General features: G+C 35.6%; 25 protein-coding genes. 23 read left to right on the top strand and 2 right to left on the bottom strand.

From position 1 onward, the window contains the following. Window positions 1-4 precede the first annotated feature (4 nt). From rpsM to rplQ, 5 genes are read left to right on the top strand one after another with little or no spacing between them, the layout of a single operon-like run. Window positions 5-382 (top strand): 30S ribosomal protein S13, encoded by a 378-nt coding sequence (rpsM, locus tag ACYT6F_RS03660; protein WP_027381318.1) that lies wholly within the window; start codon window positions 5-7, stop codon window positions 380-382. A 12-nt stretch (window positions 383-394) separates the two neighbouring features. Further along, complete coding sequence (rpsK, locus tag ACYT6F_RS03655) at window positions 395-784, top strand: 30S ribosomal protein S11 (RefSeq protein WP_002983263.1); 390 nt, start codon at window positions 395-397, stop codon at window positions 782-784. Between the two features lie 19 nt (window positions 785-803). Further along, window positions 804-1412, top strand: a complete 609-nt coding sequence (gene rpsD / locus ACYT6F_RS03650; protein ID WP_169231317.1) for a 30S ribosomal protein S4 — start codon at window positions 804-806, stop codon at window positions 1410-1412. Between the two features lie 33 nt (window positions 1413-1445). Then, entirely contained in the window at window positions 1446-2441 is a 996-nt protein-coding gene (locus ACYT6F_RS03645; RefSeq protein ID WP_169231316.1) for a DNA-directed RNA polymerase subunit alpha, read from the top strand. A 6-nt stretch (window positions 2442-2447) separates the two neighbouring features. After that, entirely contained in the window at window positions 2448-2972 is a 525-nt protein-coding gene (rplQ, locus tag ACYT6F_RS03640; protein ID WP_169231315.1) for a 50S ribosomal protein L17, read from the top strand. A 54-nt stretch (window positions 2973-3026) separates the two neighbouring features. Here rplQ and ACYT6F_RS03635 read toward each other — a convergent pair whose 3' ends face one another. Continuing rightward, a complete protein-coding gene (locus ACYT6F_RS03635; RefSeq protein WP_472599938.1) occupies window positions 3027-3446 on the bottom strand; it encodes a hypothetical protein in 420 nt (139 codons plus the stop codon). Window positions 3447-3629: 183 nt separating this feature from the next. Here ACYT6F_RS03635 and ACYT6F_RS03630 point away from each other — a divergent pair, with 183 nt between their 5' ends. The 10 genes from ACYT6F_RS03630 to ACYT6F_RS03585 all read left to right on the top strand — a co-directional run bounded on the left by ACYT6F_RS03630 (window position 3630) and on the right by ACYT6F_RS03585 (window position 11331). Continuing rightward, complete coding sequence (locus ACYT6F_RS03630) at window positions 3630-4262, top strand: response regulator (RefSeq protein WP_472599937.1); 633 nt, start codon at window positions 3630-3632, stop codon at window positions 4260-4262. A gap of 5 nt (window positions 4263-4267) precedes the next feature. After that, the gene (locus tag ACYT6F_RS03625) at window positions 4268-5023 is read left to right on the top strand and encodes a hypothetical protein (protein WP_472599936.1); all 756 of its coding nucleotides are present in this window, start codon (window positions 4268-4270) and stop codon (window positions 5021-5023) included. A gap of 4 nt (window positions 5024-5027) precedes the next feature. Beyond that, window positions 5028-5672, top strand: coding sequence for a hypothetical protein (locus ACYT6F_RS03620; RefSeq protein ID WP_472599935.1), 645 nt, complete (start codon window positions 5028-5030; stop codon window positions 5670-5672). Next, window positions 5659-6444 carry a sensor histidine kinase gene (locus ACYT6F_RS03615; protein ID WP_472599934.1) on the top strand — a complete coding sequence of 262 codons (786 nt, stop codon included), beginning with the start codon at window positions 5659-5661 and terminating at the stop codon, window positions 6442-6444. The genes ACYT6F_RS03620 and ACYT6F_RS03615 overlap by 14 nt, the downstream gene beginning before the upstream one ends. Before the next feature lie 108 nt (window positions 6445-6552). Further along, window positions 6553-7110 carry a hypothetical protein gene (locus tag ACYT6F_RS03610; RefSeq protein WP_472599933.1) on the top strand — a complete coding sequence of 186 codons (558 nt, stop codon included), beginning with the start codon at window positions 6553-6555 and terminating at the stop codon, window positions 7108-7110. A gap of 70 nt (window positions 7111-7180) precedes the next feature. Then, window positions 7181-7381 (top strand): hypothetical protein, encoded by a 201-nt coding sequence (locus tag ACYT6F_RS03605; RefSeq protein WP_472599932.1) that lies wholly within the window; start codon window positions 7181-7183, stop codon window positions 7379-7381. Then, a complete protein-coding gene (locus ACYT6F_RS03600; RefSeq protein WP_472599931.1) occupies window positions 7378-7935 on the top strand; it encodes a hypothetical protein in 558 nt (185 codons plus the stop codon). Before ACYT6F_RS03605 ends, ACYT6F_RS03600 begins: the two co-directional genes overlap by 4 nt. Before the next feature lie 188 nt (window positions 7936-8123). Next, window positions 8124-9416 carry a phosphopyruvate hydratase gene (gene eno / locus ACYT6F_RS03595; RefSeq protein ID WP_169231307.1) on the top strand — a complete coding sequence of 431 codons (1293 nt, stop codon included), beginning with the start codon at window positions 8124-8126 and terminating at the stop codon, window positions 9414-9416. 86 nt (window positions 9417-9502) lie between these two features. Then, entirely contained in the window at window positions 9503-10789 is a 1287-nt protein-coding gene (locus tag ACYT6F_RS03590) for a citrate synthase (RefSeq protein ID WP_169231306.1), read from the top strand. A gap of 77 nt (window positions 10790-10866) precedes the next feature. Further along, entirely contained in the window at window positions 10867-11331 is a 465-nt protein-coding gene (locus ACYT6F_RS03585) for a hypothetical protein (protein ID WP_472599930.1), read from the top strand. Between the two features lie 40 nt (window positions 11332-11371). Here the strand turns inward: ACYT6F_RS03585 and ACYT6F_RS03580 are convergent, their stop codons facing one another. Continuing rightward, the gene (locus ACYT6F_RS03580) at window positions 11372-11812 is read right to left on the bottom strand and encodes a hypothetical protein (protein ID WP_472599929.1); all 441 of its coding nucleotides are present in this window, start codon (window positions 11810-11812) and stop codon (window positions 11372-11374) included. 530 nt (window positions 11813-12342) lie between these two features. Between ACYT6F_RS03580 and ACYT6F_RS03575 the strand changes: the two genes are divergently transcribed. The 8 genes from ACYT6F_RS03575 (at window position 12343) to ACYT6F_RS03540 (ending at window position 18550) form a co-directional block, all read left to right on the top strand. Then, a complete protein-coding gene (locus ACYT6F_RS03575) occupies window positions 12343-13257 on the top strand; it encodes a dimethylarginine dimethylaminohydrolase family protein (protein WP_472599928.1) in 915 nt (304 codons plus the stop codon). Window positions 13258-13353: 96 nt separating this feature from the next. Next, window positions 13354-13755, top strand: coding sequence for a four helix bundle protein (locus ACYT6F_RS03570; protein ID WP_472599927.1), 402 nt, complete (start codon window positions 13354-13356; stop codon window positions 13753-13755). A 77-nt stretch (window positions 13756-13832) separates the two neighbouring features. Beyond that, window positions 13833-14756 carry a citrulline utilization hydrolase CtlX gene (gene ctlX / locus ACYT6F_RS03565; RefSeq protein WP_472599926.1) on the top strand — a complete coding sequence of 308 codons (924 nt, stop codon included), beginning with the start codon at window positions 13833-13835 and terminating at the stop codon, window positions 14754-14756. A 24-nt stretch (window positions 14757-14780) separates the two neighbouring features. After that, entirely contained in the window at window positions 14781-15140 is a 360-nt protein-coding gene (locus ACYT6F_RS03560) for an S-adenosylmethionine decarboxylase family protein (protein WP_472599925.1), read from the top strand. 2 nt (window positions 15141-15142) lie between these two features. Beyond that, on the top strand, window positions 15143-16615 hold the full coding sequence (locus ACYT6F_RS03555) for a DUF4178 domain-containing protein (RefSeq protein ID WP_472599924.1): 1473 nt from the start codon (window positions 15143-15145) through the stop codon (window positions 16613-16615). Window position 16616: 1 nt separating this feature from the next. Continuing rightward, window positions 16617-16814, top strand: a complete 198-nt coding sequence (locus ACYT6F_RS03550; protein ID WP_472599923.1) for a hypothetical protein — start codon at window positions 16617-16619, stop codon at window positions 16812-16814. Between the two features lie 13 nt (window positions 16815-16827). Next, window positions 16828-17043 carry a DUF350 domain-containing protein gene (locus ACYT6F_RS03545; RefSeq protein WP_076391900.1) on the top strand — a complete coding sequence of 72 codons (216 nt, stop codon included), beginning with the start codon at window positions 16828-16830 and terminating at the stop codon, window positions 17041-17043. Further along, window positions 17036-18550, top strand: coding sequence for a polyamine aminopropyltransferase (locus ACYT6F_RS03540; RefSeq protein ID WP_472599922.1), 1515 nt, complete (start codon window positions 17036-17038; stop codon window positions 18548-18550). Before ACYT6F_RS03545 ends, ACYT6F_RS03540 begins: the two co-directional genes overlap by 8 nt. Window positions 18551-18596 lie beyond the last annotated feature (46 nt).

The following is an 18596-nucleotide window of genomic DNA, read 5'->3' as shown; positions in this document are numbered from 1 at the left end:
AATTATGGCGAGAATTTCAGGTATTGATTTACCAAAAAACAAAAGAGGTGTTATCGGTTTAACTTACATCTACGGAATTGGAAGAAGTACATCTTCAGAAATCCTTAAAGCTGCCGGTATCAGCGAAGACAAGAAAGTCAACGAATGGAATGACGATGAATTGGCCGCAATCAGAAACTATATCTCCGAAAACATTAAAGTAGAAGGAGAATTAAGATCTGAAGTGCAATTGAACATTAAGCGATTAATGGACATAGGATGCCAACGAGGAATACGTCACAGACTTGGATTACCTTTAAGAGGCCAGAGAACGAAAAACAACTCTAGAACCCGTAAAGGAAAGAGAAAAACTGTTGCTAACAAGAAAAAAGCTAGTAAATAATCGTTAGGAATTATGGCAAAACAAACTAAAGTAGTTAAGAAAAGAAAAGTAAAAGTTGAGGCTATTGGGGAAGCGCATATTCAGGCTTCTTTCAATAACATCATCATTTCTTTAACAAATAAAAACGGAGAGGTTATCTCTTGGGCTTCTGCCGGTAAAATGGGTTTCAGAGGTTCTAAAAAGAATACTCCATTTGCTGCTCAGATGGCAGCTGAAAATTGCTCTGCTGTAGCTCACGAAGCTGGATTAAGAAGAGTAAAGGTGTTTGTGAAAGGTCCTGGTGCAGGTAGAGAATCTGCCATCAGATCTATCCACAATTCAGGAATTGAAGTTAGCGAAATCATTGATGTGACTCCTATGCCACACAATGGATGTAGACCACCAAAAAGAAGAAGAGTTTAATTTTTAGAATTTATCCATTATGGCAAGATATATTGGTCCAAAAACTAAGATTGCGAGAAAGTTTGGTGCTGCAATCTACGGAGATGACAAAAACTTCGAGAAAAGAAAAAACCAACCACCGGGACAACATGGTCCTAACAAAAGAAGAGGTGCTAAAAAATCTGAATACGCAGTTCAGTTAGCTGAAAAACAAAAGGCTAAATATACTTACGGTATCTTAGAAAGACAGTTTGCTAACTTATTCGACAAAGCACACAGAAGTAAAGGGGTAACAGGTGAAGTTCTATTACAACTTTGCGAATCCAGATTGGATAACGTAGTATACAGATTAGGTTTTGCTAAAACAAGATCTGCTGCTAGACAATTGGTTTCTCACAGACATATCACTGTGAACGGGGAAATCCTGAACATTCCTTCATATTTGGTAAAAGCTGGTGATGTAATTGCTGTAAGAGAAAAGTCTAAATCTCTTGAAGTAGTTACCAATGCATTGGCTTCTAAAGCAAATTATGAGTGGTTACAATTCAACGATGAGAAGAAAGAAGGTACTTTCGTTTCTGCTCCTGAAAGAATCCAGATTCCGGAGGACATCAAGGAACAGCTTATCGTCGAACTTTACTCTAAATAATTTTTTAATCAAATTTTTGCTCAACCCAATAATATGGCAATTTTACAATTCATAAAACCCGATAAAGTAATTTTACTTAACTCTGATGAATTTAGAGGTCAATTTGAATTCAGACCACTAGAACCAGGTTTCGGGCTTACAATCGGTAATGCTTTGAGAAGAGTGTTGCTTTCTTCTCTGGAAGGTTATGCTATTTCATCTATCAAAATAGAAGGTGTAGAGCACGAATTTTCAACTATTCCAGGAGTAATCGAAGATGTTACCGAAATTATTCTTAACCTTAAACAGGTAAGACTAAAATCTACGGCAGAAAACCAGTCTAATGAGCAGGTTGTTGCTAAAGTTTCAGGTCAGACGATTATTACTGCTGGTGATTTAGGAAAATCTATCAACGGATTTGAGGTTCTTAACCCGGATTTGGTGATCTGTAACCTAAACAGTGATGTAACTTTCGAAATTACTTTCAATATTGAAAAAGGTAGAGGATACGTTCCTTCTGAACAAAATAAGTCAAACAATGCGCCAATAGGTACCATTGCCATCGACTCTATTTTCACGCCAATCAAGAAAGTACAATATAGCATTGAAAATTATCGTGTAGAGCAAAAAACAGACTACGAAAAACTTGTATTAGATATAGAAACTGACGGATCTATCAGTCCTCAGAATGCTTTAACAGAAGCTTCGAAGATATTAATTTATCACTTCATGCTGTTCTCTGATGAGAGAATCACGCTGGAAACTGAAGCTGTAAAAGCATCTATTCAATATGATGAAGAAACTCTTCATACAAGACAACTCCTTAAGTCTAAATTAGCAGATATGGATCTTTCCGTAAGAGCCCTTAACTGTCTGAAAGCAGCTGAAGTAGAAACTCTTGGAGAATTGGTTTCTTACAGTAAGTCTGATTTGATGAAATTCAGAAATTTTGGTAAAAAATCTTTGACAGAACTAGAAGAATTAGTGCATTCAAAAGGTCTTAACTTCGGTTTCGACGTTGCAAAATATAAGTTAGACGCTGATAAATAATTAATAATGAGACACGGTAAAAAATTCAATCACTTAGGAAGAACAGCTTCTCACAGAAGTGCTTTACTTTCTAATATGGCTTGTTCTCTAATTGAGCATAAAAGAATCAACACTACTGTTGCTAAAGCAAAAGCTTTAAGAGTATATGTTGAGCCTCTGTTAACAAAAGCAAAAGAAGATACTACACACAATAGAAGAATTGTTTTTTCATATCTTCAAAATAAAGAAGCGGTTGCTGAATTGTTCAGAACTGTAGCACCTAAAATCGCTGAGAGAAACGGTGGGTATACAAGAATCATCAAAACTGGTTTCAGACCTGGTGATGCTGCCGATACTGCTCTTATCGAATTGGTAGACTTCAACGAGCTTTACAACCCTAATGCTGAAGAGAAGAAAACAACAAGAAGAAGCAGAAGATCTGCAACAGCTAAAAAAGAAGCTGTAGTAGCTGAAGCTCCTGTAGTAGAAGAAAAAGCTGCTGAGCCAACTGCTGAAGCTGCTGATTCTACAGAGGAAAAAACTGAAGAATAATATTCATTTCAGATACAAAAAAACCGTTCAGATTCTGAACGGTTTTTTTATGCTTTATATTTTCGTCTTTACAAGCTCGATAATATTATTGCCTTGGTCCAGAATCAGGCTGTCTCCTTTTACCGTAGCTTTCATGTCCATCTTTTCGTAGGTCGTTTCATTGCCTTTTGATTCCACTTTATTAAGAATAAATGTTTTATTGTTGCTTCTTACACTCATTGTCTTTTCTTCGTAATTAAAAACTACTTTCGCCAGGCTTCCGTCGGTTGCCTTATAAACAAAATCTGTCTTTAGATATTTTTTTCCGTTGACATCTGTTTCGTACTGAACGGTAGAGTCCGCTTTGCCATTATCCGCCAATACTACTCCTGAGCTGTCTGATTTTAGCACACTCTTATTGCCGCTTTCACTTTTTTTACAGCTTATAAATGATAGTGCAATGACTGCAGATGCTGCGAAAAGTCCCTTTTTCATGATGTTAATTTTTTTTAATTTGTTGATTGTTAAATAAATTTATAACTACAATAAATTTTTACTAAATTTAGTAAAAACAAAAACTAAACCAACAGAACGGACTCAATCTTTTAAAATTACCCAAAAGAGTAATTGACTTTTCTTTGTTTTCTGGTGAAATTTGTCCTGAAATACATTAATGACATGAGCATATCCATAGCTATTGTAGAAGACGAAAAAAATTACAACAATGCCCTAAAAAAAGTTATCAATTATCAGGATGACATGAAAGTTGTCGCCCAGTTTTTTGATGGTAATGATGCATTGATAAACCTCTGCGATATTGCTCCCGACGTTGTAATGATGGATATACAGTTACAGGATATGCTGGGTATCGAAATCATTGAAAAACTAAAAAAGCAACTTCCCGGTACGCAATTTATTATGTGTACAAGTTTTGAAGATGACGAAAAAGTTTTCAATTCTTTGAAGGCCGGCGCTATGGGATATCTTGTAAAGGGTGAAAGTATGGATAAGATTCTTTCTTCCATCCGCGATGTGTACAACGGCGGAGCTCCCATGAGCTTTTCAATCGCCAGGAAAGTATTAAGTCATTTCGAAAGAAAACTTCCCGAAATTAAAGGTTTTGATGAATTAACGGAAAGAGAAAAAGAAATTCTTGAGTTGTTGTCACAGGGTTTACTCTATAAAGAAATTGCCGACAAAAAATGTATTACTATCGATACTGTGAAAAAGCATGTTGGAAATACGTACAGAAAACTCCACGTCAATAATAAAGTGGAGGCGATTAATAAATTTAACCATTTTAAAAACTAAGAATTATGAAAATCTTAAAATCTTTATTCATTGCAATACTATTTTGTTTTGCATTGTTGAGCTGTAAAAAAGGAGAAAAAACTGAGACAACTAATAGTAATATCGATAGTACGAACTCTGCGCCGGCTGATACCATTCCTAAGAGTACGGACAGTGCTGCGATTTTTATTGAAATGATTCCGGCTCATATTGAAAGCCAGTATACTACAAAGTTTGCTCAGGCAGCATTAAAACATCCAAATCTGACTGATAAATTTACTTTAGATTACCCAAGTTTTAAAGAATTAATTGAGAAACATACAAACTACATGTATGCAAAGTTTTATTTTATCCAAGATTCGAATAATTCTAAACTGAATTTGGGTGTAGCTTTTTCAGACAACAATAACTATAAAGATATTAGTTCCGATGATAAGTTTGTTTTGATTAATAATACATTTCAAAGTGATGTGAATCTGCAGGAAAAAATTAAGTCTTATCAATCTTCATTAGCAGCACAAACCGGATTTAACGGTAAGCCCGCAACCGAATGTGTTTTATACAAAATACAAGACATTAATAATTATTTTACTATAAAAGATAAAAACAATATTTCTGGTCTGGAATTCAAAATGATCTACTTCTGCCAGGCTAAAGATGATAATGGCAGTGAATACAATAGATATGCTAATAAATATGACCGTATTTCTTTTGCTGTTCATGCCGTATACAGTGGTGGATCAATAGATGAAGGGTATGATGCAGGGGATCTAAAACCATAAGACCATGGTCATCGGAATTGTATATAAATTCGTATTACTTGTTCCGCTTGTGCAAGCATACATTCTGGGTAGAAGATATTCTTTTTCTGCCCAGAATTATCTTTTTACCTACTTATTGATTACCTTCACTAATGAGTGCGTATCGTTCATAAGAAATATTATTGATCCGAATGTTAAAGTAGGTTTACAGTATAATCTCTATTTCATATTTTGTGTCTTGTTTTTTCCTTTTTACTTTTTAAAACTATTTTCTGGAACTGCAAAGAGAATATTACTGCTAACTGCAATTTCGTCATTGGGATATATTTTAGCAGATACAAATTTTTCAGACAAAGACTTTGACCATAGAATAGGCATCACCATTACCCTTTTTTATATTGCAATCTCACTGCTATGGTTTTATTATAAAATATCTTTTTTTAATGAACGTAAAATTACAGAAGACCCTACATTCTGGATTTCTACAGCCTTGCTGATGTGGAGTTGTTTTTTTCTTTTTAGGGTAACTCCAATGTTTTATTTTGCGAAAGAAGACGGGGAGTTTTTAAATTTTCTGAAAGTCGGGCAGTACTTTATCAATATAGGAATGTATGTGATGTTTTATATTTCTCTGAAACAATATAAAAAAATCTGTCATGAATCACATTGAAGACGATATAAAGCTTGCTTATATCATAGCCATTTCGATAATGATGATTTTCGTAATCTTCATCATTGTTGTTGTTTTGATGTATAATAAAAGACAACTGCTTCACTTGCGTGAACAGCAGCTCAAAGAATCCGAATACCAAAACCAGCTGCTCCAGAAAGAACTTGAAAAACAAAAGCTCATCGAAAAAGAAAGAGAAAGAATTTCCCACGATATGCATGATGATCTCGGAGCGGGAATTTCTGCGTTAAAGCTGCAGGCAGAATTTTTAAAACAACGGGCCGAAGATGAAGAACTTAAAAATGATATCGAAGAACTTCTGAAGACCTCGGAAGAAATGAACATTTCCATGAGAGAAATGTTATGGAGCCTGAATTCAGAGAATGATACATTGGAAAGTTTTATTGATTATGCTAAAATATATACACAGAATTTTCTTAAGAAAACAACAATGGTAGTCATTACAGAAAGCGAAAAGATAATTGAAGAAACAACCATTTCAACTGAGCAAAGGAGAAATTTGTTCTTGTGCTTAAAAGAAGCTTTGAATAACGCATACAAACACAGTCAGGCCAATGAGATTAAATTATCATTCCTCCAAAAAGAGGATGAATTTATTATGAAGATTTCCGACAACGGAATTGGCATTAAAAATAAAAATCCTGAAGGAAACGGACTTCGCAATATGAAAAGAAGAATGCAGGAACAGAACGGTCATTGTGAAATTACTGCTGAAAACGGAACCCATCTGTTTTTCAGTATTAGTTTGTAAGACAATTTTTTAACCGGAATGTCACTTTATATAGAATTATCTTTTTGGATAATCGATAGCAGTACATATTTTAAATAACTTTGAAGTGTAAATTAAAAATTAATAACCATGAAAATTTTATTCGAATTCATTCTTCCTGTAGCCATTTTTATATTCGGAATGTGGCTCGCTGTAAAAACAGATTTATTAAAAGATACGCAGACTGGCAATACTAGACCAGAAAAAACATTTAGCTTTTCAAGAAGTCAGTTGTTTTACTGGACAATGATTGTAATAATATGTTTGTGCGCTGGTATGGGAAACAATGGTAACTTTGATTTGCTTTTGAAACTGAAAGAACCGTCAATTTTACTTTTATTGGGAATTAGTGTGGGCACAGCAAGTGTAGCAACATATATTGATAACGAAGTCCCAAATCCTAAAAAAAATACGGATAGCAATGGGTTTATAAAAGATATATTATCAGACGCCGGCGGAATAAGTGTACATCGCTACCAGGCTTTATTGTTTAATATAATTTTCGGCTTAGTATTTGTCTGCCAATTCATTACTAATACTACAGAGTTTCCTGTTTTTGATAATTATGCCTTAGCTTTAATGGGAACAAGTAGCGCAGGCTATTTACTTATTAAAACAAATGAAAAACAGAAAAACAGTGTTTCTTGATAACACCTTTAAATGATTGTTGACGGAAATACATTTAAAAATAAATACTAATTAACATAAAAAAAATACCATGAAAATAATTGTTGACTATTTATTAGAATGGAATATAACTTCAAAAAAGGGGAAGGTTATATTAAAGTTAAAAGATTCAAATCCCGAAATTATAGATGATTTGGACTTTCAGGAATTTTCAGCATTAGCAATAGTGCTTCAAAAAGGAAATGCAAGATTTGATGAAACAGAAAACTCAATTTATAATGTAATGCCATGAAAAAAGTTTTTTATCTGCTCGTAATATTGTCATTTGTGTCCTGTAATATAAGACATAAAGCCACTTTGAAAGAGCTTCAAAACAAAGGATCAAATTATCAGATGTCATACGATGCCACACGCAGAGGAGCTGTTATAAGTCTTGATGCCAATGGTAAGATCAGTAAGATTTTATCAGAAGTTCAGCCCGATGCTGCAATAGCAACCACAACGGATATTACCAGTAAACTCACGGGTAAACTGAAAGCGGGAGATAGTGTATCTGCTGAACAAATAACAAAAATAGCCGAAACATTATCCAAACTGGGGGAAAGAACAGCTCCGGTAAATATGCTCAGAGATGCATTATACAGACTTGAGGAGCACTGCATAAATTTTCCTGAACAATGTAACAGTGATAGTTACTTTAAGAGCTTTGATAACGTTGTAGATTTAATAGTCAGACTGCAGGAAAAGATTTCTGAAACAGCTGCAAGCGATGCTAAGGCAGAAGAGGCAAAGACCTTAAGAGCTCTTACACCTGAAGAGAGAAATAAGTATAATTTAGACCACTAAAGATATGCGCAAAAATTAACAGTATTAATTACTGTTGAAGATTAATCATGCTCAGGTTTAGGATTTTAATTAATTTTAATTGGAATATTAACTAAAATTTAACTCTGAATAAACGTATAAATTGCCATACATCTGCTTTAAAAAGTTAAAAATTGATTAAATTTGTCTGAACTATAAAAAAACGAACAATGAGTTACATTTCTTACATAGAAGCGAGACAAATTTTAGATTCAAGAGGAAATCCTACAGTTGAAGTAGATGTATTTACAGAAAGCGGAGCGATGGGCCGTGCTGCGGTACCTTCCGGAGCATCTACAGGAGAACATGAAGCAGTAGAATTGCGTGACGGCGGTTCAGAATATATGGGGAAAGGTGTTCTTAAAGCTGTTGAGAATGTAAGAGAGGTAATTGCACCAGAATTGGTAGGACTTCCGGTATACGATCAGAACCTTATCGATCAGATTATGATTGATCTTGACGGAACAAACAATAAAGGTAATCTTGGAGCCAATGCAATTTTAGGGGTATCTCTGGCTGCTGCAAAAGCGGCTGCTGCCGAACTGAAAATGCCTTTATATAAATATGTTGGCGGTGTAAATGCCAATACACTTCCTGTTCCGATGATGAACGTTATCAACGGTGGTTCTCACTCAGATGCGCCCATCGCATTTCAGGAATTTATGATCATGCCGGTGAAAGCAGATTCTTTCTCCCATGCATTAAGAAAAGGAACTGAAATTTTCCATAATTTAAAATCAATACTTCATTCAAGAGGACTTTCAACTGCAGTAGGTGATGAAGGTGGTTTTGCACCAACGTTCTCCGGAACTGAAGATGCTTTGGACACTTTACTTCAGGCTATTGAAAAGGCAGGTTACAAGCCTGGTGATGATATTATGCTGGCACTTGACTGCGCCGCTTCCGAATTCTACAAAGACGGGATCTACGATTACAGAAAATTCCAGACTCCGGATGCTGCTCAGTTCTCAAGCAGTGAGCAGGTTTCTTACCTTGCTGAATTGGCAGCGAAATATCCGATTATCTCCATAGAAGACGGGATGCAGGAAAACGACTGGGAAGGATGGAAAATGCTAACGGATAAAATCGGCGACAGAGTACAGTTAGTAGGTGACGATTTATTCGTAACAAACGTTGAAAGACTGTCAAGAGGAGTTAAAGAAGGAATTGCTAATTCAATTTTAGTAAAAGTAAACCAGATCGGTTCTCTTTCTGAAACGATGGCTGCTGTACAAATGGCGCAGAACAACAGATTTACTTCCGTAATGTCTCACAGATCAGGGGAAACAGAAGATTCTACAATTGCTGATTTAGCAGTAGCAATGAACTGCGGACAAATCAAAACGGGATCTGCATCAAGATCAGACAGAATGGCAAAATACAACCAGCTGTTGAGAATTGAGGAAGCTCTTGGCGATACTGCAGTATTCCCGGGACTGGATGCTTTTAAAATCAAAAGATAATTAATCGAAATTATAAATAACGGCAAGCGAAATTTTTAGTTTGCCGTGTTTTGTAATAAGTAGTATATTTAGAAAAAAAATAAATAATGTCAGACAACAAAGTAATATTGAATTACGACGGTAATTCGTATGAATATCCAATTGTGGATAGTACTATCGGAGACAGAGGAATCGATATTTCAAAATTAAGAGACCAGACAGGTCTGATCACACTTGATTTAGGGTATAAGAATACCGGGGCTACACTTAGTGACATCACTTACTTAGATGGAGATAAAGGGGAATTATTCTACAGAGGATATCCGATCGAGCAGATTGCCGATAAATCAAACTTCACAGAAGTAATGTACCTTTTATTACACGGTGATTTGCCTACTCAGGATCAGTACAGCTCTTTCGAATCAAACATTAAAAAATATAACTTCGTAGCAGAGGAGATGAAAAAAATCATCGATGCTTTCCCTCGTTCTGCTCACCCTATGGGAGTTCTTTCTTCATTAACTTCTGCTTTAACGGCGTTTAATCCAAAAGCAGTTAATGTGAATTCTAAAGAAGAAATGGATCATGCTGCAGAATTGCTTATTGCAAAATTCTCTCACCTTTGTGCATGGACGTACAGAAAAACCCAGGGATTACCGCTTAACCACGGGGACAACAGCCTGAATTATGTAGAAAACTTCTACAAAATGGCTTTCAGAATGCCAAACCAGGAGTTTGAAATTGACCCTGTTGTTGTGGGTGCTTTAGATAAATTATTAATCCTTCACGCAGATCACGAACAAAACTGTTCTACTTCTACCGTAAGAATGGTAGGTTCTGCTCACACAGGTCTTTTTGCATCTGTTTCTGCAGGAGTTTCTGCGCTTTGGGGACCACTTCACGGTGGAGCAAACCAAGCGGTAATCGAAATGCTTGAGCTTATCGAAAAAGACGGCGGCGATGTAAACAAATGGGTAGCAAAAGCTAAAGATAAAAATGACAGCTTCCGTTTAATGGGCTTCGGACACAGAGTGTACAAAAACTTTGATCCAAGAGCGAAGATCATTAAAAAGGCTGCAGATGATATTCTTAACGCACTGGGTATTCACGATAAAGCACTGGATATTGCAATGCAGTTGGAAAAAGTGGCTTTGGAAGACGAATACTTCGTAGAAAGAAAACTATATCCGAATGTAGATTTCTATTCAGGTATTATTTACAGAGCGTTGGGAATCCCTACGGAAATGTTCACTGTAATGTTTGCATTGGGAAGACTACCGGGATGGATTTCTCAATGGAAAGAAATGAGAATAAAAGGAGATCCTATCGGAAGACCAAGACAGGTATATCAAGGTGCTCAGAAAAGAGATTACATTGATATGGTAAACAGATAATATTTTCTTATGATGATAAATAGTCCCAAAGCTTGCTTTGGGATTTTTTATTTCGTAGAATTTTTTTAACTTAAAGTATGGAAAATGAGAAATTAAATTCATTAAAAAAGACAATGAGGGTTAATGTTGTTCTGTACATTGTGTACGGACTTTTCCTCATGCTAGAAACGTTCGATTTTCTTGAAATGCTGCATACCAAACCGGCAGATTATTCACCGACATACAGCTTGGTAAATGTGATCTTCTATCAGATGGAAATGTTTATCTGCTTTCTCTGTGCGTTTACTTTGATTATTCTGGTCTCTACCAGGCAATCTTTAAAATTACTCTTTTTCATTAGCCTTGCACTTTTAATTTTCAGAATCGGAACTGTTTATTATCTGTACTTTTACGAAACCGAAAAAAGGTGGGTTCCCTTTATTTATAAAAGAGCCAATGATTTCAGCATGCTTTTCAGAAGGACTTTGGTTCCGGGGCAGTTGATTGTAAGTTTCATCACAGTTTGGTATTCAGTTAAAGCTTTAAGAACAGAGAAGAAATAGAGTTACTGCAATTTTTTATTAGATATTCAGGTGGCTTTTATTATACTCTCTTCGCTACTTTTTGAATACTTATTACTGTCCTTACACTGTGGATCATTACCATGGAAGCTTTTCCTGTTTCAATAAAGTATCTCAAAATCATACCATTTTCAAGTTTTACGGAACCAAAAGTAAACTTTTTTTTTTCACTTTTAAAATCTCCATAAAATTGATCTTTTGCGTTCTTCAAATCTCCGTAAAATAATATTCCGTTTTCAAGAGTAATCAGTTTTCTCGTAGTTAAGATGCTGAAATTTTCTGAATCAATAATAGTAGAGGATATAATTAATTCTTCATTGTCCAATTCGAAAGGGTAGTGCTTAAATAAATTTTTAGAATCATTTTCGTAAAATTGAGTCCACTTGAAATCATGAGGTTTCATGGTGCTTCTTTTAATTTTTGCGATGCAGATGCTGTGAACTGACTGGTCAGATTTCTCCATTTTGTTTTTGTATCTTACGAAAGTACAATATAAAAAACAAACCTGCTTTAAAGGCAGGTTCTCAAGTTCGCTTTTGTTTATGGACACTGGCATCTGTCGCAAGTCCAGAGTGTACACACTCCTGTTTCAAAGTCCCATTCGCAGCAGCGTCTTGCTGCGGAGACTCCTCCAATAAATGTTTTTTGTCTTTCTCTGTCGAGTTTTTGTGCATTCTTTAGCACAGAATTTTTAGTTTTCATAATGTAATGATTTTGTTGATTGGTTTTTAATAACTTAGCTTAATTATTATATCACTAATGTATGAATTTTAATGCAATATTGTGAAAAAATTATTAAAAAAATTTACTTAAAAAATTATCTGTAAAAATACTCTCATAAAGCAAACAATTGTCTTAGTCTATCAGATTACCCAAGTAAAAAACTGCCATACTATTATTTAACAGATTTATATTGTCATGCTGCTCTAAAAAGGCCACAAAAGTTTCCCAGATTCAGACCTTTACTTATATTTGTAGCATTGCATAATTTTTATGAAACTAAATATAAAAAACGAAACAGGAAGGCTGAAATCAGTGGTTCTGGGACAGCCGAACTCCATGGGTGGCATCCCTGCACTTGATGAAAGTTATGACGCCAAATCCTATTACTCGATACAAAACAACATCTATCCGAAAGAAGAGTTTATCATCACTGAAATGAATGCTTTCGAAGCTGTATTGAAGAAATATGATGTGGAAGTCCTGCGTCCAAATATTATCGAAGATTACAATCAGGTATTTGCAAGAGATGTCGCTTTTGTGATCGATGACAAAATGATTATTTCCAACGTAATTGCCGACAGAGCAGACGAACAGGGGGCCTACAGGAATATTTTTGAAAAGGTAGAGTGGAGAAAAATCATCAATCTTCCCGAAACGGCACATATTGAAGGAGGTGATGTTATTGTATGGGATGATTTCCTGTTTATCGGAACCTGTTTCAGCGAAGACTACAGAAGCTATAAGACAGCCAGAACTAATGAATATGCCATAGAAATTCTGAAGGAATATTTTCCTAAAAAAAGAATTATCGACCTGGAACTGAAAAAAAACGACAAAATTCCGTATGAGGGTATTTTACATCTGGACTGTACTTTCAACCCGATCGGTAAAGACAAATGTATCATTTACAAAGACGGTTTTGTAGATGAAAGTGATTACCGTCTGATTATCGATATTTTCGGGGAAGAAAACTGTTTCCACGTTACAGCGGAAGAAATGTTTGAAATGTTCCCGAATATATTCTCGATCTCTCCGGAAGTAGTGGTTTCAGACAAAACTTTTACCAGGATGAACAACCACCTCAGAAACGAATGGGGGATGACCGTTGAAGAAATTCCGTACCGCGAGATTTCAAAAATGGGAGGATTGCTGAGATGTTCTACGATGCCGCTTGTGAGAGAGTAGGAGCGTTTGAGAGTGAGGGAATTTGAGGGTTTTAGAGTATGTGTATATTGTTTTTATTTAAAAAGTTTATATTTTTAAACTTAAATACAGATGATTATGCCTACTATAAAATTTCATCAGGATCTGCGGGTTTATCAGAAGTCTTTTGATACAGCGATGGAAATCTATCAGCTTTCAAAAATTTTCCCTGCAGAAGAACGTTATTCTCTTACAGATCAAATACGAAGATCCTCACGCTCAGTTTCAGCCAATATCAGTGAAGCATGGGGCAAAAGGAAATATGAGAAATCTTTTATTTCAAAACTTACAGATTCTGAAGGCGAGGCAAGAGAAACTCAGACCTGGCTGCAATTTGCAAGAAGTTGTGAGTATATTAATGAAGAACAATTTAAAATTTTAAACAATCAATACAACCAAATAATCGGGATGTTAGTGAATATGATGAGTCAGTCACAAACTTGGTGTACATTTTCATCAATAAATAAAGAAGAAAAGTAATTTACACTAAAACACTAAAACACTAAAACACTAAAACACTAAGACCCTCAAACCCAAAACCCCCTCAAACACAAACTATGCAGACAACAGATACCGTATTAATGATAGAGCCGATCGCATTCGGATTTAATGCAGAAACGGCAAAAAATAATTATTTTCAGATAGAGCAGAAAGGATTTGATACGCAGTTCAAAGCGTTGTCAGAATTTAAAGTTTTTGTTGAGAAACTGAGAAGCAAAGGAATCAACGTTATCAACATAAAAGATACATTGGATCCCCATACTCCGGATTCCATTTTCCCGAATAACTGGGTAAGCTTTCATAAAGACGGTAAAGTGGTTTTATACCCGATGTTCGCTTCCAACAGAAGAGTCGAAAGAAGAGAAGATATCATTGAAACCATAAAAGACCAGGGATATGAAGTTTCAGAGATCGACGACTGGTCTTTCCCGGAAATGCAGGGACATTATCTTGAGGGAACAGGAAGCATGATTTTTGATCACGACAACAAAATTGCTTACGGATCGGTTTCTTTAAGACTTGATGAAAATCTATTCAGAGAATTTTGTGAGAAATATGGTTTTACGCCGGTTGTTTTCCATTCATTCCAGACGGTAGGCGAAGAAAGGCTGCCGATTTACCATACCAACGTGATGATGTGTGTCGCTGATCGTTTTGTGGTCATTTGTCTGGATTGCATTGATGACGAGCTGGAAAGAAGCAAGGTTATGGAAACCATTAAAAATTCAGGAAAAGAAATTATTGAGATTTCTGAAGAACAAATGCAGCAGTTTGCCGGAAATATGCTTCAGGTACATAATAAAGAAGGGCAAAAGTTTTTGGTGATGAGCGAAACCGCTTATAAATCTTTACATGAAGATCAGATTTCTGCGATTGAGAAATACTGTGAAATTATTTACTCAGACCTAAATACCGTTGAGGTAAACGGCGGCGGAAGCGCACGTTGCATGCTTGCTGAGGTTTTCTTACCGAAAAAATAATATATTTGCTGAAAATATATTGAATTGGAATCAATTACCAGCAAAGGGTTACATATTCTTCTGACTTTGGAAACGGAGTCAGAAGCTTTATTATTAGACAGTGAAGGTTTTTTGGGATTTACCCGAAATGTACTCTCAACAAAAGACGTAGAAATTGTAGGTGTTACCAGTCATGTTTTTGAAAACCAAAGTTTTACTTCGGCTGTCTGTCTTAAAGAGTCTCACCTCTGTATTCATACCTGGCCGGAGTTTAGGCAGCTTACCTTTGATGTTTTCCTCTGCAATTATTTACAGGACAATACGGCAAAAGTTGAAAAAATTGCCGAAGAAATCATAGAATATTTTAAAGCTAAAACCATTCAGAAACACAAAATTTACAGATAAACATGCATTACATTTGTCCCGTATGTAAAACCGAGAATACAATTGATGCAGACTTTGAAATCAGTGAATATGTCTGCAAATCCTGTTCAAATCTTATTGATATTTCCAAAAATATTTCCGCAAAAGTTGTTAAAAAGCCTGTCGAAAGTGTTGTTCTTGAAGTCGGGCAAAAAGGAACTATCAACGGCACAGATTATACCGTAACCGGAATTATCATCCGAAAATACGGAAGCACTGTTTTCTGGAGGGAATATTATTTAAAAGATAAAAAAGGGAAAGACGCTTTCCTGAGTGAAAGCGATGGGCACTGGGTTTTACTGCATTCTATAGATAAAATGGAAGTGAAGAGAAAATCATGGAACAGTATAATTTTAGAATACGGATCATTAAAATTAAGACGGTATGAAACAACTGAATGCCATATTCATGCGGCGGCAGGCTTTTTTGAAGACAGACTGGATTTCGGACTTTCAACCTATAAAGAATATGTGAATGGTACACAAATGATCTCCGAAGAAAAATCAAAAGACGGAGTTCAATATTTTTTTGGGAAACACATCTCAAGATACAAAGTAAAAAAAGCATTCAACATCATCAATCTTCCCAACTATACAGGAATAGGAATCGTTCAGCCTTTTTATGTCAACGTGAAACAGGCGATTAATATTCTTGCGGTATCAGCGCTAATGATTTGTCTTATTCAGCTTTATGTAGTTAGTACCAGAACAAATGCCCTGGTTTTTGAACAAGATGTAAATTTTACCGACGTTGCGGATAAGGAGATGGTAAGCAAGAGTTTCGAGCTATCCGGCGGTTCCGCGCCATTGAAGGTTGAGGTTTCTTCTAATGTAGATAATTCCTGGGTAAATGTAGGCTTAGGCCTTGTTAATGAAAAAAACAACGAAATTGTCTTCGCTTCGAAAGATATCGAAGAATACCACGGTTATGAAGATGGTGAAAGCTGGAGCGAAGGAAGTCAGCGTGAATCATTTAATTTCTGTGGCGTTGCTCCGGGAAAATATCATTTTGTAATCTCTGCGGAAAGGCAGGAGCCTCTTAAAACTTCGCAGCCTGCAAGATACATTTCTCCGGATGGTAATCTTTCGATATCGAGGGAAGAGAACGGAATCGTCAGCGTAACTAATCAGTCGACCTTCGAAACCAACTCTTTCGGAGATGCTAAAATGATTAAAACAGATTCGGTAAGTGCGCTCGGGCAATTGGTTCACAAGACATTGGGAAAAACGGATGTTGATTCTTTATTAAATGCAAATGCTCAGGCAGGAACCATATCTGCAACGCCTGAAAATAAATCCGTGAAAATCAAAGCCGAATGGCTCCCGGTCTCTTTCAGGAATTTTGTAGTTGTCCTTTTATTTCTCGTGGCATTATCTTTAGCATTTTATTTCGGCAGAAGAGCTTTTGAACGATCAAAATGGTTCAACAGTTCAAATTCACCTTACACTTATTCATAAGATGGGAAATATAATTCATTACTTAAAAGAAAACTGGATTCTGTGTCTTTGCGGAATGTTTTTTATCGGCTGGTTTACCTATCTTACTTTTGCCGGAAATCAGTTTTGCGACTGTGAGAAAACAGAAACCTACAGAGACGGAACAACGCGAAGACATCATTCTTCGGGAGTCGGCTATTACAGATACTATCACAAATAAAAAAATATAAATTATGGATCAGATCAACTTTTTACCGGTCATCAATTCAGTGATTTATTCCTTCTTAGGAATAGCAATTCTGCTGGTTTGCTATTTAATAATCGAAAAATTAACGCCGGAAAAAACATGGCACGAAATCGCTCACAATAAAAATACAGCTTTGGCAATTATTTTCGGAGCTTTCATCATCGGGATTTCAATCATCATAAGTGCAGCGATTCATGGATAAAAAGAGGATTCCTCTTGAACTGCTTTTGATGTTTTCGGTGTTTGTCATTGCAACCTGCGGACTCATCTACGAATTGGTGGCGGGGGCGCTGGCAAGTTATCTCTTGGGAGACTCCGTGAAGCAGTTTTCCTTCATCATCGGCGTGTATCTTTTCTCAATGGGAGTAGGATCGTATTTTGCCAAATTTATTAAAGGAAATTTAATTGATAAATTCATAGAAATTGAAATTCTGGTAGGCATTATCGGCGGAATAAGTTCAGTGGTTTTGTTTATCTTATTTAATACGCTGGCGCATTTCGAAGCCGTGCTTTATCTTTTTGTTTTTTTTACCGGGTGTCTTGTTGGCGTTGAAATTCCGCTTCTGATGAATATTTTAAAAGACAGGGTTCAGTTTAAAGATCTGGTGTCAAACGTTTTTGCGTTCGATTATATCGGTGCATTGCTGGCTTCAATTTTATTTCCATTGGTTTTAATTCCGAATCTTGGTATCGTAAAAACACCATTATTTTTTGGATTGATTAATATTTCGATAGCGATATTTTTATGTTTTTACCTTAAAAATGAATTGTCAAGACCGGTTTCATTAAAGATAAAATCGATTGGCGCATTCATTTTACTGGTTGTTCTTTTTATTTTCTCTGATAAAATTTTATCATTTTCGGAAGAAAAGCTATATGGTGAAAATGTAGTGTACACCAAAAGCTCACCCTATCAGAGAATAGTTTTAACAAGAAATAACCGGGAATTCAGGTTATATTTAAATAACAATCTACAGTTTTCTTCTGTAGACGAATACCGTTATCACGAAGCATTGGTTCATCCTGCCATGTCTATGGCTAAAAAGATTGATCAGATTTTAATTCTCGGCGGTGGAGATGGTTTTGCGGTTCGTGAAGTCTTAAAATACAAAGAAGTAAAAGACATCACTCTGGTAGATTTGGATGGAGAAATGACCAGTTTTTTCAAAAATAATGAAACCATGCGTAGGTTAAATCAAAACTCTTTATCCAGTACTAAACTTAAAGTCATTAATAAAGATGCTTACATCTGGGTGAAAGAAAACTCGAAAAAATATGATGTTATCATCATCGATTTTCCGGATCCTTCTAATTATAGCTTGGGAAAATTATACTCTTTACAGTTTTACAGAGAACTCGAAAGGCTGACAACTTTAGACACCAAAATTGTTGTGCAGACAACTTCTCCTTATTTTGCTCCGAAATCCTTCTGGTGTATTGAGAAAACAATTAATCAGGTTTTTCCTTTTACTTCGGCATATCATACGTATGTTCCTTCATTTGGAGAATGGGGATTCTCAATGGCTTCATTTGAGCCGATCAATAATAAAATATATCGCAAAATTTCAAACTTGAAATTTTATGATTACAATTTTTCCCAGCTTTCTTACTTTACGAAAGATATGAAGACCAAAGATATCGAAGTCAATCGATTGAATAACCAGATTTTAGTACGGTATTTTGATGAAGAATGGGGAAAAGTTCAGTAAAACAGTGTCAATTTTTTATTATATTTGTATCATAAATTGATACTTA

The sequence above is a fragment of the Chryseobacterium sp. NG-CE01 genome (assembly GCF_055695505.1).
Note: the sequence above shows the minus strand (reverse complement) of the source record. Positions and strands in the feature narration are given on the sequence as shown.